General features: G+C 62.2%; 13 protein-coding genes and 2 pseudogenes. 6 read left to right on the plus strand and 9 right to left on the minus strand.

Annotation, left to right across the window (positions count from 1 at the left end; all coding sequences use genetic code 11):
* Positions 1 to 19 precede the first annotated feature (19 nt).
* Positions 20 to 2980, plus strand: a pseudogene (locus NYR97_RS19720) (Tn3 family transposase).
* Positions 2981 to 3056: 76 nt separating this feature from the next.
* Positions 3057 to 3224 (plus strand): hypothetical protein, encoded by a 168-nt coding sequence (locus tag NYR97_RS19725; protein ID WP_316695358.1) that lies wholly within the window; start codon positions 3057 to 3059, stop codon positions 3222 to 3224.
* Between the two features lie 67 nt (positions 3225 to 3291).
* Here the strand turns inward: NYR97_RS19725 and NYR97_RS19730 are convergent, their stop codons facing one another.
* From NYR97_RS19730 to NYR97_RS19755, 6 genes are all read right to left on the minus strand, one after another.
* The gene (locus NYR97_RS19730) at positions 3292 to 3867 is read right to left on the minus strand and encodes a MarR family winged helix-turn-helix transcriptional regulator (protein WP_316695359.1); all 576 of its coding nucleotides are present in this window, start codon (positions 3865 to 3867) and stop codon (positions 3292 to 3294) included.
* Between the two features lie 54 nt (positions 3868 to 3921).
* On the minus strand, positions 3922 to 4608 hold the full coding sequence (locus NYR97_RS19735; protein ID WP_316695361.1) for a glycosyltransferase family 2 protein: 687 nt from the start codon (positions 4606 to 4608) through the stop codon (positions 3922 to 3924).
* Positions 4605 to 5201: a class I SAM-dependent DNA methyltransferase gene (locus NYR97_RS19740; RefSeq protein ID WP_316695363.1), complete on the minus strand. Its 597-nt coding sequence runs from the start codon at positions 5199 to 5201 to the stop codon at positions 4605 to 4607. The genes NYR97_RS19735 and NYR97_RS19740 overlap by 4 nt, the downstream gene beginning before the upstream one ends.
* The gene (locus NYR97_RS19745; protein ID WP_316695364.1) at positions 5198 to 5959 is read right to left on the minus strand and encodes a PIG-L deacetylase family protein; all 762 of its coding nucleotides are present in this window, start codon (positions 5957 to 5959) and stop codon (positions 5198 to 5200) included. The genes NYR97_RS19740 and NYR97_RS19745 overlap by 4 nt, the downstream gene beginning before the upstream one ends.
* Positions 5947 to 6942: an acyl-CoA dehydrogenase gene (locus NYR97_RS19750; protein WP_316695365.1), complete on the minus strand. Its 996-nt coding sequence runs from the start codon at positions 6940 to 6942 to the stop codon at positions 5947 to 5949. Before NYR97_RS19750 ends, NYR97_RS19745 begins: the two co-directional genes overlap by 13 nt.
* Before the next feature lie 120 nt (positions 6943 to 7062).
* Positions 7063 to 7431, minus strand: a complete 369-nt coding sequence (locus tag NYR97_RS19755) for a response regulator (protein ID WP_006448791.1) — start codon at positions 7429 to 7431, stop codon at positions 7063 to 7065.
* Between the two features lie 74 nt (positions 7432 to 7505).
* Here NYR97_RS19755 and NYR97_RS22480 point away from each other — a divergent pair.
* A pseudogene (locus tag NYR97_RS22480) lies at positions 7506 to 7772 on the plus strand (hypothetical protein); the annotation flags it as partial.
* Here the strand turns inward: NYR97_RS22480 and NYR97_RS19765 are convergent.
* Positions 7757 to 8044: a hypothetical protein gene (locus tag NYR97_RS19765; protein ID WP_316695368.1), complete on the minus strand. Its 288-nt coding sequence runs from the start codon at positions 8042 to 8044 to the stop codon at positions 7757 to 7759. The pseudogene NYR97_RS22480 and the gene NYR97_RS19765 overlap by 16 nt on opposite strands.
* A 307-nt stretch (positions 8045 to 8351) precedes the next feature.
* Between NYR97_RS19765 and NYR97_RS19770 the strand changes: the two genes are divergently transcribed.
* The 3 genes from NYR97_RS19770 (at position 8352) to NYR97_RS19780 (ending at position 10516) form a co-directional block, all read left to right on the plus strand.
* The gene (locus NYR97_RS19770; RefSeq protein ID WP_316695369.1) at positions 8352 to 8663 is read left to right on the plus strand and encodes a hypothetical protein; all 312 of its coding nucleotides are present in this window, start codon (positions 8352 to 8354) and stop codon (positions 8661 to 8663) included.
* Positions 8664 to 8741: 78 nt separating this feature from the next.
* Positions 8742 to 9158, plus strand: a complete 417-nt coding sequence (locus NYR97_RS19775; protein ID WP_205391460.1) for a hypothetical protein — start codon at positions 8742 to 8744, stop codon at positions 9156 to 9158.
* Positions 9155 to 10516 carry a PQQ-dependent sugar dehydrogenase gene (locus NYR97_RS19780; RefSeq protein ID WP_316695370.1) on the plus strand — a complete coding sequence of 454 codons (1362 nt, stop codon included), beginning with the start codon at positions 9155 to 9157 and terminating at the stop codon, positions 10514 to 10516. Before NYR97_RS19775 ends, NYR97_RS19780 begins: the two co-directional genes overlap by 4 nt.
* Positions 10517 to 10609: 93 nt before the next feature.
* Here NYR97_RS19780 and NYR97_RS19785 read toward each other — a convergent pair whose 3' ends face one another.
* Together NYR97_RS19785 and NYR97_RS19790 are read right to left on the minus strand one after the other, a co-directional pair.
* Positions 10610 to 11548 (minus strand): universal stress protein, encoded by a 939-nt coding sequence (locus tag NYR97_RS19785; protein ID WP_316695371.1) that lies wholly within the window; start codon positions 11546 to 11548, stop codon positions 10610 to 10612.
* Between the two features lie 14 nt (positions 11549 to 11562).
* On the minus strand, positions 11563 to 12471 hold the full coding sequence (locus tag NYR97_RS19790; protein ID WP_316695372.1) for a bestrophin family protein: 909 nt from the start codon (positions 12469 to 12471) through the stop codon (positions 11563 to 11565).
* Between the last annotated feature and the right edge of the window lie 17 nt (positions 12472 to 12488).

Here is a 12488-nt window from a genome sequence, read left to right on the forward strand (position 1 = left end):
CAACGACCTGAGGGGCTGGATGGCGTCGATCGAACGGACCGCATACCCGCAATTCAAGCGCAACCCGGTCGTGCGCGAACTGGTTGCGGCCTACACGCCAACCGACGCTGAGGTGGCCTTCGTTGCCGAGTACACCCGGCAGCCTGCGCACCGCCTGACGCTGACGATCCTGCTCAAGACCTTCCAACGGCTGGGGTACTTCCCCATGCTGGACGAAGTCCCGCCGGCGGTGGTGCGCCACATCCGCAGCGCGCTGAAACTGCGCGTGCAGGTCAAGCCAGCGAATCTTGCCAACGCCTCGCGCTATCGCTACTACCGCCGGATCCGACAATTCCTGCAGGTCCGGGCCTACAGCGACGGCGGGCTGAAGATTGCGGCACGCGCGGTATACGAAGCCGCTGCGGTGATGGATAACCCGGCGGACCTGATCAATGTAGCCATCGAACAGCTCGTGCGTGATCGCGTCGAGCTGCCGGCGTTCTCCACACTGGATCGCCTGACCAGGCGCATCCGCACGCTGGTCAACGGACGCTATTTCGCCCAGATCGAGGCTCGACTGACCATCGACGAAAAACAGCGCCTGGAAGGCCTCCTGCAGGTCGAACAGGGGCGTCAGAAGAGCCCGCTGCACGCGATCAAGCGCCTGCCCAAGCGCTCTTCGCTGCAGCATTTCCAGGAGTTGATCGACCATATCGCCGAACTGGACGAATTGGTCGGCAGCGAGTTGCACCTGGCAGGCATCCCGGAGGTCAAGCGCAAGCACTTCGCTGCCGAGGCGCGGGCATTGGATGCTTCCGAGCTGCGCAAGTTTCGGCCCGCCAAGCGCTACGCCGTACTGGTGTGCTTGATCCACCGGGCCCGGGTCCAGACGCGCGACGATCTCGCGGAGATGTTCATCAAACGCATGGGGAACATCCACAACCGGGGCCGAGAGGAACTGGAGCGGCTGAGGGCGCGCTATCGCGAGAAGACCGAAGCGATCGTGGCGACGATGTCGGATGTGGTCCGCGTCCTCGACCATCATCGCGGCGACACCGAGGCGGGGCGTGAAATCCGCCGCCTGGTCAACGCCCATGGTGGCGTGCAGACGTTGCAGGCCGACTGCAACGCCATTGCGGCGCATAGTGGCGACAATCACTTGCCGCTGCTGTGGCCGTTCTATAAAAGTCACCGCTCCACCATCGTGCGGATGGTGCGTAGGCTGGACTTGTCCTCGACCACGGAGGACCGCTCGCTGATCGACGCGATCGAGCTGATCCTGACGCAGGAACGAACCCGCAGCGATTGGTTGGACGAAGCGGTCGATCTGGCGTTCACCACCCAGCTTTGGCGCAAGACCATCGTCCATCGCACCGAACGAGGCGAGGAGCGCATCCACCGGCGTCTGTTCGAGGTTTGTGTGTTCTCATCGCTGGCCAACGAACTGAAATCGGGCGACGTGGCTGTGCGCGGATCGGAAACCTACGCCGACTACCGCGAGCAGTTGCTTCCGTGGGACCACTGCGAACCTATGTTGAAGGATTACTGCAAGCAGGTGGGGCTGCCGGCTACGGCCGTGGGCTTCGTCAATGCCTTGCAATCGCGCCTGACGCAGGTCGCCGAGCTGACCGATCAGGGCTATCTTGAGAATGGCCAAGTGGTCATCGGCGAGGATGGCATTCCGGTACTCAAGCGCAGCAAGGCCAAGGAGATGAGCTGCGGGGCCCGTGCCCTGGAAACCGCCGTCCTAGACCGCATGCGCGAACGCAGCGTCATCGAGATCCTGTGCGATGTGGCCCACTGGACGCGCTGGCCCCGGCACTTCGGTCCTCTGTCCGGCTCGGACGCCAAGATCGAGCAGCCGACCGAGCGCTACGTCCTCACCGCCTTCACCTATGGTTGCAACCTCGGACCGGCCCAGGCTGCCCGACACCTGCGTGGCGCCGTCTCGGCGCACATGCTGTCGTTCGTCAACCGTCGGCACGTGGATGCCAACAAACTGGCGGCGGCCTGTCGGGACATCATCAACAGCTACGCCGGCCTGCAGCTCCCCAAATGCTGGGGCGATGGCAAGAGCGCGGCCGCCGATGGCACCAAATACGACCTCTACGACCAGAATCTGCTCGCCTCGTACCACATCCGCTATGGCGGCTACGGCGGCATCGCCTACCACCACGTGTCCGATACGTACGTCGCGCTGTTCAGCCACTTCATTCCATGCGGTGTGTGGGAGGCGGTCTACATCATCGATGGCCTGCTGAAGAACACCTCCGACATCCAGCCTGACACCGTCCACGCCGACACGCAGGGGCAGTCGCTGCCGGTGTTCGGCCTTTCACATCTGCTGGGCATCCAGCTGATGCCGCGCATCCGCAACTGGCGCGAATACAAGTTCTTCCGCCCCGATGAGGACATTCGTTACGAACACATCGACGCGCTGTTCCGGGACACTGTCGACTGGGATCTGATCGAGACCCACTGGAAAGACCTGATGCAAGTCGTGCTCTAGATCAAGACCGGCAAGATCGCGGCCTCGACGCTGATGCGTAAGCTAGGCAACTACAGCCGCAAGAACCGGCTGTACCAGGCCTTCAAGGCGCTCGGCTCGGCCGTGCGCACCTTGTTCCTGCTGCAGTACATCTCCAACCGCGAGTTGCGCGAACAGATCACAGCCTCGACCAATAAGGTGGAGGCCTACAATGGCTTCGCAAAGTATTTCTTCTTCGGCGGGGAAGGGGTGATTGCCGACAATGACCCTGTCGAGCAGGAGAAAGCCGTCAAGTACAACGACCTGGTTTCCAATGCCGTCATCTTCTACAACGTGGTCGAACAGACCCGGATCATGAAGTCTCTGATGCGGCAGGGGTGGAAGATCACGCGCGAGGACGTGGCTTTCCTCAGCCCGTACGTGACCAGCCATGTGAAGCGCTTCGGGGATTACCTGATTGATGTTGAGGAGGTGCCGGAACCGTATGAGACTGAACTGGCATTGGTCGTTTAGTTTTGTTGCGCCAAAATATCCGCTAACTCACTGATGTAATGGATGAAATCCGATCTTGTGAGCTATTTTTACACGTATGTCGGCTGAACCCCCCTATGGGCTAGCAGCAGGCGATCTGGTGCTGGTGCGACCGGATGGCTACGTTGCCCTTACCGGCAGTATCGAGGCAACGCAGCGCATCACCGACTACCTGCACACGGCAGGTGTTGTTGCGGCAGAGCATGCCGAATTCGAGTTGATATGATCATTCGAATCGACAAGTGTGAAGCTCCCGCGCACTGTCCTTCAGGTCGCAGAGATGACTGGGCGTCTTATGGAACGCCGCGTTTGAGATCGTCCGCAAACTTGCGCATCAGCCGCACCAGTGCATCGAGATCGCGCTCTTCCCATTCGGAAAAGATGGCGAACCCGATTTTCTTGCGCGCTTCATCCACCTTGTTGGTCATCGTCTTTCCCTTCCTGGTGATCACCGCCTCGCGCACACGACGGTCGGCAGCGCTCTCGCGCCGGCTGACCAGGCCTTGTTCTTCCAGCTTTGCAATTTGCCGGCTGACGGTGGTGTAGTCGCGACCCACGCGATCGGCAAGTTCGACCACGCCGATCGGTCCGAACCGTTCCACCAATACCAGCAACGGGAATTGCGCGCGCTCCAGGGAGATCCCGGCTTCCAGAATCATCGCTGCATCGCGCTGCGGCTGGTTCATGACGCCAACGATCTCAAGCAGCGCGCCATGCAGCTCACGCAGTCGTGCACCTTCAGGCGTGTCTTCGGTTTTCTTCATCAGGGCCGGGCTTTGCGTCCAATGGGTGCATTTTACCCCCACCGATGATTGGCAGCAGCCTGTCATGAATGACGATCGTGCAGACCACAGGACCTGGGCGTGCATGTCCGATCTGTCGTTGCTCGATCACGTGTCGCTGTTGAACCGATGGCTGTTTTGCTACGCGTTCTTGCTGGGCGCAGGGCTCATCGCCATGACGGCGGCTTCCAGACGGATCAGGTAATCGCTGAATCCGCCGGTGGCGCGGGCGTCGCGGCGGGCGCTGGTGTTGACGACCGGGGTGACCAGGCGCGCGATGTGCATGCCGGCGTTTTCCAGTGCGCAGACCAGGGCGACGTCTTCGCTGGAGGTGCGCGTGGAAAAACCGCCGGCGGCCAGATAGGCGGCTGCGCTCATGCCCAGGTTGGCACCGTGCACATGCGGATGGCCGTCACGGCGGATTTCCGTGTCCATGAAGGCTTTGCGCGTCTCCGGCCGAAAGTCGCGCCAATCGCCAACCTCCACGACGCCGCAGAACACATCGGCCGCACAGCCAAGCTGGGCCGACAACCAGTCCGGTGGCACGCGGGTGTCGGCATCGGTGAAGGCAAGCCAGCGCGCACCGCGGGAGATTGCCGCAGAAGCCGCTGCCGCACGCGCAATGCCGACGCCGCCGCTGGTCTTGAGCGTCATGGCGCCATGCGAACGGGCAATGCTGCCGGTGAGGTCGGTGCAGCGGTCGAGCGCGACATGGATTTCCACGCGCTCGCCATACAACTGCGGATGCCGGGCCGCCACCAAGATGGATTGTAGACACTGCCCAATCAGCGCTGCTTCGTTATGCGCCGGAATGGTCACCGCAATCATCGCAGGCGCTCCTGTTGCGCAATCGACGGTCCGGCCATCCACGCCTGCAAAACGAAATCAGGGTCTTGATACGTGCACAGCGTTTCCAGCGCCAATGCATCGTGCAAGCCTTCATGCACCTGCTTTGCACTGCGCAGCGCGCCCTGGAAGTCGTGACGCCAGTGACAGGCCACAAGGCAACCGCGCTCGCTGAGCGATCGAGCAAACAGTGCAGCGGTTTTTTCGAATGCGGCATCTTCCAGGTAATAACCGACCTCGCTGAACACGATCAGATCGAAGTTGCCATCCGGCCAATCCGCAGGATGCGTCGCCTGTTGCAGGGTCACATGGCGCATCGGTTCGACGCGCGCACTTGCCAAGTCCACCGCCTGCTGAGAGAGATCGGTGGCCAGCAACGCGTCGCAGCGTTGCCCGAGTGCGGCAGTGAGTTCTCCATTGGAACATCCAAATTCCCAGCCTTTTGCAAAGCGCCGATAGGGCAGGGTGCCGAGCAGGATCTCGCGTTTGCGCTGCTCGTACCAACGCGAGCGATAGCCGAACGGGTCGTCGTCGGCATACAGCTGCTCAAAGTGCGCGACGCTCAAGGCCGTCATCGGATGAACACCTCAAAAGAGCGATCGAACCGTTCCAACACGTGCAATGGCAGGATCGGCGCCGCAACAGCCGGCGTGCACTGACCGATCTGCGTTGCGAAACACTGGATGGCCTGCCGCTTTGCTTGCATCACCGTAGGAGACAACTCGAATCGGATCGCATGCTCGTCGGTAAAGACGCCATCGTCGGGTTGCGACCAATGCCAGGCCCAGACCGGGTATTGCAGCAAGCGCGCACCATGGGTGTCGCAGGCAGCCCTGGTGGCGCGCGATGCGGCTTCGTGATCGGGATGGCCGTCGCGCTGCCAGGTCACCAGCACCGTATCGTTTGCATCGAGCAAGCCGCCCACGGCCCCTGCAATGCGCGCCTCGCACGCAGCCAGTGCGCCGTCACCCAATGCAAGATGGATCAACGCCCCTGGCAACAGACCCAGATGTCGAACGGCTGCGTCCAGCTCCAGCCGACGCGCAGGGCCAAGCACATGCGGCGCCCAGCCCGGTTCGTCGGGATACGCCAGCTCGCCATCGGTGAGCGCAATGATCAGCACAGATACACCAGCTGCGCGTGCAGCTGCGATGAGCCCACCGCAGCCAAGCACTTCATCGTCTGGGTGGGGTGCGACCACGACCAGCCGAGGGCTGCCTTGCAGCAATTGCGATAGCGAGCTGCGCGGCATACCGCTCAGACACGCTGCATCGCGCCACACCGACTCGGGTGTGCCTGCACCTTCGATTGGCTGGCCGGTCAAATCTTCCATGAGAGATCCTGTTGATGGCAGAGCTCACCCAAGGCTTGCAGATCGCGCTCACCGTGGTGTTGTCGGATGAAGACCGACAAGTCGGCGCAGCGCTGTGCATGCACGCGGTCGCCGCAAAGCGGACCCGGGCCCAGGGCACGGCCGACCCGATCGAGCGTGTCGCGCGCCACCGCCTCGACAACACTGCGTACCTGCAGCACGCTGCGCGTGTGCGGATCCCGCGGTTGTGCGTCGATCCCTTGCGCAAGCTGATGCAACAACGCGCCAGCAGCGGCCAAGCCTGCGTCGATGGCACCCAGGTGCGCGGCGGCGTGCGGATCGCGGCGTACCCGAGACGCTGTGCGCAGCACATCGGCAACAGCGATGGTTGCGCCAAACCAGCATGCGGCAATGCCGGCGCCACCATGCCAGAACCCTGGCCGTGTCAGATATGCATCGCTCGCTCCAACCTGCTGCGCGGGAACCCTGGTGAAGGTGACATTGGCGGTCTCGATGTCGCGCATGCCGATCGCCTGCCAGCCACTTGCATCGATCTGCACACCGGGTTGATTCAAGGCCACCGCAAACAGACAGCTGGCACCGGCATGCTGCGTGGTCACCAATGCGTGCGTGACCTGGGCCGCGCCAGAGCACCACGCCTTGGTTCCTTCGAGCGTACTGCCGGTAAATCGCATGTCTGAACCCGGTGGCTCCGCCGCCCACACAGCCCAGCGCTGCCCAGGTTCGATGACATCGACAGCCAGATCGGCGCAGATGGCCTGCGCGTCGTAATGCGCTTCCAGAAACTTGGCGACACACAGGTCTTCTGCAGCGATATCGGCGAGCAGCTGCCAGCGTTCGGCAGTTCGGCCGCGCCCTGGTAAAGGGAGCACAGGGTGATCGCGCAACCAACGTTGCAGCATTGATTGGTTGAGTCCGTTCTTTGCGGCGATATCGTCAGGCGAAGAAAAAACTGAATCGTTGGATGTAATGCGTGCGCTCATCGCAAGGAAGCTAAGCAGCAAGTGGTGCAAAGCGTGTGAGGCGCTCAACCGATGACATCGCTGTGAAGCGGGCCGTGCAATTGGGGCCGCGCTGCAGCCGCCCTGTTTCTAGTGACCGTTCTAGTGACCTACGAACGCCTCGATCTGCTGCACCAGACCACGGCGCGTGTAGGGTTTGCTCAGGAAGATAGTGCGCTCGGGCAACCCGTTGGGCGAGCGGCCCAGACCGGAGGTGAGGATGGCTGGCACATTGTTGCCATTGGAGCGCAGGTAGGAGATGAGACCATAGCCGTCCAGCAGGCCCGGCATCTGAAGGTCGGTAAAGAGCAGGTCGATGCCCGGATGGTTGTCGATATGTTCGAGCGCTTCCTGGGCGTCTACAGCAGTCACAACCGCATATCCAATATCCGACAGCAACAGCGCAGCGACCTCAAGGGTGTCAACATCGTCGTCGACCACGAGGATCAGTTTTTCGTTCTTGAATTCCATAAAGCAGGTGTTCTGAGGATGCGCGCACCACACTACGTTTCCTACGCGAAAGGCATGTGATCAATTTGAGCACGATGAACACGACGCAAGATTTCCCCGATCATCGCTGCCGGCAAGTGGTCGAACTCTCGCTGGATTCCATCAAGGAAATTTCGTTGGATGGGCGCGTCAGATTCGTCAATGCGCATGGTCTGGCACGCGTGGCGGCAGAGCATGCCAGGTCCCTCGTGGGCGAGCTTTGGTCTGCAAAACGGCGCCTGGCAAGTCTCCGTTGGCCTGGTAAGTCTTCATTGATCGGTGCGGCGCCCCGAATAGCCCAGGCATGTCAGCTGTCTTCAAGAATGCCCGATGCCGAGAGCTTGCATCTGCCCATCCATTGCCTGGCGTAATGCCTCGCAGCAAGTTGGGTATCGAATCTGACATCCGGCGGTTTATAACCGCGCAGGGTGATGCCATCTTCGAAAGAGACAAGAATTTCCGGAGCGTACAAGGCACCTGCCGGCGCCGTGTGCGCCGTCAATCGGAAGTGACCGATGTTCCGGATCATGGTGAGCTCCATACACACCTCAGTGCCTGCATTGAGCGGCTTGAACCAGTAAGGCTTGCCCAGCAAGAAGTTGTCGATTCCAGATTGGGCGATAACTTTGCAACTTGCAAGCAATCAACGAGATTCATTGCTGCTGTTTGCAATGAAGCTTTAAACACGGCAGATCGCATATTGCACAGGTCGCTCTTGGATAAAAGGATTCATAAAGCAGCGGAACGATTTCATTGCCGGGCTTGTTACGCGATACAGCCAGCGGTGGCGGTTAGAAATTGATCAACTAAATGGCGTTCCGAAAGCAATCCAACCGACACGCAAAGCGTGAGCTGCCATCGACTCACAATACCGCGACGGTCCACAGACGATCATGGCGCGCATGAACAGCAGTAGCCAGATTTCGGTGCGCGCATTTTCCGCTGCACCCAAGAACACCGCGAGCGATGCTAGCAGTCTCATCGAAGTGCATCTGTCCAGCAACCCGGATCCGCGCTGGCGTGCCTGCTTCAACTTTGTCCTGCAAGGCCGGGAGACCGCGTACCTGCAGGACAGGCCGGTGTTCGACCACGCGAGCTTCAAGGCGACCCTGTTGCCCGGATACGCAGATTCCTTCCGGCAGGAACTGCCGGAGCTCATCGCAGCGGCAAGCGCGCTTGCGCGTGCCCAGACCAACAAGGATGCCAGCCGCTAGCATCTACATTGCGCTCCTCATCACACGCCAGCTGGCAGCATCAAGCCACGTCCAGACCTCGCCCCCAATGAGTCCGCCATGAATTCAACTGCGCTTCCCGCCCGGTCCTGGGCAATCCATCCATTCCATGCCGCCGTGCTCGGTGGCGTGTGGCCACTTTTTCTCGGCGCGCTACTGAGCGACTACGCTTACTGGAGCACTTACCAGGTCCAGTGGAGCAACTTTGCCTCCTGGCTGCTGGTCGCGGCGATGGTGCTGACCAGCATTGCGCTGGTGTGCGCGATCGTCGGATTCGCGCGTGGAAGCCGCAACGTCATCTACATCATCGCGCTCGGCGCGGCGTGGATCGTGGGCTTTTTCGATGCCTTGCATCATGCGCGTGACGCCTGGGCAGTGATGCCGGCGGCACTGGTGTTTTCAGCGATCGCAACCGTGTTTGCGTTGGTCGCAACCTGGGCGGGATTGTCCGGCCTGCGCGTAGGAGGTGCACGATGAAGCGTCAAACCGTCACGATCATTGCAGTGTCCGTGCTCGCTGCAGCACTGGCCGCCTGCAACAAGGCGCCCGAGCTCAATCAGCGTGGTGCCAATCCGGAGCTGCCCGAACCGGACCGCGGCCTGATGCCCGACATGACCATCGCCAAGCCCACCGCGTGGGACGACCGGCGTCCGACCGTGCCAGCCGGCTACCGCATCGCTGCGATCGCCACCGACTTGGGCATTCCGCGCCAGACACTGGTGTTGCCCAATGGCGACATTCTGGTGGCCGAAGGTCGCGGCGGCGGTGCGCCCAATCTCAAGCCCAAGGACGTGATTGCCGGCGCGATCAAGGCCAAGGGCAATACATCGGTTAAGAGCGGCAACCGGCTGACTTTGTTGCGCGATGCCAATGGCGACGGCACCTATGAACTGAAGACGGTATTCGCTGAAAACCTCAACGCGCCTTACGGGCTCGCGCTGATCGGCGACGCGCTCTATGTCGCCAACCAGGATGCCCTGGTGCGTTTCGATTATCGCGAAGGGCAGACCAAGGCGAGCGGCGCGCCGGCCAAGGTCACCGACTTGCCCTCGGCCATCAACCATCACTGGACCAAGGCGCTGACCGCCAGTGCCGACGGGCGTTATCTCTACGTGGCGATCGGCTCCAACAGCAACATCACCGAGCGCGGCATGGCGGCGGAGATCGATCGTGCGCAGGTCTGGCAGGTGGATCCGGCAACCGGTGCGCACAAGCCCTATGCGACCGGCATCCGCAACCCCACTGCACTGGCGATCCAGCCGGGCAGTGGCACGTTGTGGGCCGTGGTGAACGAGCGCGATGAAATCGGCCCTAACCTGGTTCCCGATTATCTGACCTCGGTGCGCGAAGGCGGCTTCTACGGCTGGCCTTACAGCTATTGGGGCAAGCATGTGGACACACGGGTGATGCCGCAGGATCCGCAAAAGGTCGCTTCGGCCATCGTTCCCGATTACGCATTGGGCTCGCATGTGGCCGCACTCGGCGTTGCATTTTCATCTGCGGCGATGGGCACGCAGTTTGCCGACGGTGTGTTCGTTGGCGAACACGGCAGTTGGAACCGCGACCCGCCGGTCGGCTACAAGGTGGTGTTCGTCCCCTTCCGCGATGGCCGCCCGGCAGGCGATGCGATCGACTTCGTCTCCGGCTTCCACGGCGACGATGGCCTGACCCGCGGCCGTCCGGTCGGTGTCACCGTCGACCCACGTGGTGCGCTGATCGTTGCTGACGACCTGGCCAATACCATCTGGCGGGTCACGCCAGATGCCGCGCCCAACGCCGTGCCGAATCCCGCACCTGAGGCGGCCCCCGCTTCGGCGCCCGCTTCACCGAACTAAGCGGCGCAGCGACTCACTGCCAATGCCCGGTTCCGCAAGGAGCCGGGCATTGGCGTGTCTGGAACCACAAAAACAGCTGCCGTGTTGCGATCCTCACCCATGTAGCTGAAGACGCTGCACGCGTGCAAGCAGCCGGCTCGCCAGACCAGTCTCTTGCCCCTCAAGCGACGGCCCCACCGCGACCCGCAATGCCGGAGCGCGCAGCCGGCCTGGTGGCAGGCAGATCAACACGCACGGCGTCTTCGCCAATGCGGCATGCAGCGAGGAGCGCCAGACACCGCGACGCACCACCGCATCGTGTTCGACCACCAGTACATCGGCGCGGGCGCGTTTGAGCAAGCTGGCGATTTCGCGCCGTGGGTTGCCCACTGCCACGTGGATGCGCACACGCAGGTCGTCGTCCTGCAGTTGCGCGGCAAGCTCGCTCAGCCAGTGGCTGGCTGCCGATTCGGTCAAGGGTTGGTCGTTGAACAGGCTGTCCATCAGCAAGCCTTCGCTGATGTCTGGCATCACATGCAGCAGATGCAGGTCGGCGCCGCGACGACGGGCCAGCGCCGCCGCATCGCGCAAGGAATCCAGGCTGGTTTCGCGGCCGGTGATCCAGCAGGCGACATGCCCACCCACGGCGCCATCGCGCGGCAGCGCCTCGGCGTAGGGCAGGGTCAGCATGGGCGTGGCCACACGCTGCAGCACCCGCGCACGCAGGGAGACATGCAATGGCCGCGGCAGGCCGGTGCGTTCGGAGGGCGGCATGATCAGCAGCGCATCGTTGCGGCTGCGGCAGAACGAGACGATGCCGGACGCGGCCGGGCCGCTGCTCAGCGCACGTTCGCAGCTGGGGTAATTGGATGCTTCGGCGAAGAACGAGTCCAGCGATTGTTGCGCCTGCGCACGCTTGCCCTTGGCATGCACATGCAGGATGGTCAGGCGTGCGCGCAGGCGGTCGACCAATTGCGCCACCGTCGGGATGGCAGCGTGGCAGGTCTCGGAAAAGTTGGTGGCAAAGATCAGATGGGTAGGCGTGGTCTGCATGGCTGTGTCCCTGGTCAGTAGATGAAACCGTCGATGGCGCGCACCTCGCGCAGCGGCACGCGCTGGCCAAGCATTTCGCGCAAGGTCAATTCGATCCCGCGCGACAACGCAGTCATCGGGGTGTCGTGCACGGTGTTTTCGAACGGGTCCTCGATCGCGCTGCTGGCGCTGTCGATCGCAATCAACGTGAAGCTGATCAGCACCGAGGCGATCGGCATCGCCAGGCCCATGCCGGCGATCAGGCCAAGCGGCACCAGCCAGCAATACAGGTTCACCAAGGCGCGCGGCAGCGACGAAAACTGGCGTGGCAGCGGCGTGTTCTTGATGCGCTCGCAGGCGCCCTGGATGTTGGCAAGCGTGGTCAGGTTGGCATCCAGCGACGACCAGCGCAGGCTGTCGAGCATGCCCATGGCACGGGCCTGCTGCAGCTGCTGCCCCAGGCGCAAGGTCAGGGCATTTGGGATGTTGGCATAGACGCGAAGTGCGTCGGCGCGCTCTGCGCCGAGCAGCCCGGCCAGTTCCGGAAACGGATTCTGCTTGCGCAGATGGCAGCGCAGCGCATGGACGAATGCCACCTGATGCACCACGATGTCGTCGCGCAGCGTCGCCTGATGTGGATCGGCCGGATCCACATCCAGTGCGGTCAGCGCCTGCCGGGCGATCGCACGCGAGGTGTTCACCAGCGACCCCCACAGCTGACGCGCCTCCCACCAACGGCCATACGCGGCATTGGCGCGGAACGCCAGAAAGATCGTCAGCGCCGATCCAAGTTGCGCAAGCGGCAGAGCCTCGATCGACAACCAATGCCAATCGAACAATGTGTAGAGCCCGGCCACCGCGCAATCGAAGGCCAGCAGCACCAGCAAGCGCTTGTAGGTCTTTGGCCAGATACGGCGCAGCGGAAACGTATCGCGAAGAATCATGGGAGGCGGTATCGACG

This window comes from Xanthomonas hydrangeae (assembly GCF_032697525.1).
GTDB lineage: Bacteria > Pseudomonadota > Gammaproteobacteria > Xanthomonadales > Xanthomonadaceae > Xanthomonas > Xanthomonas hydrangeae.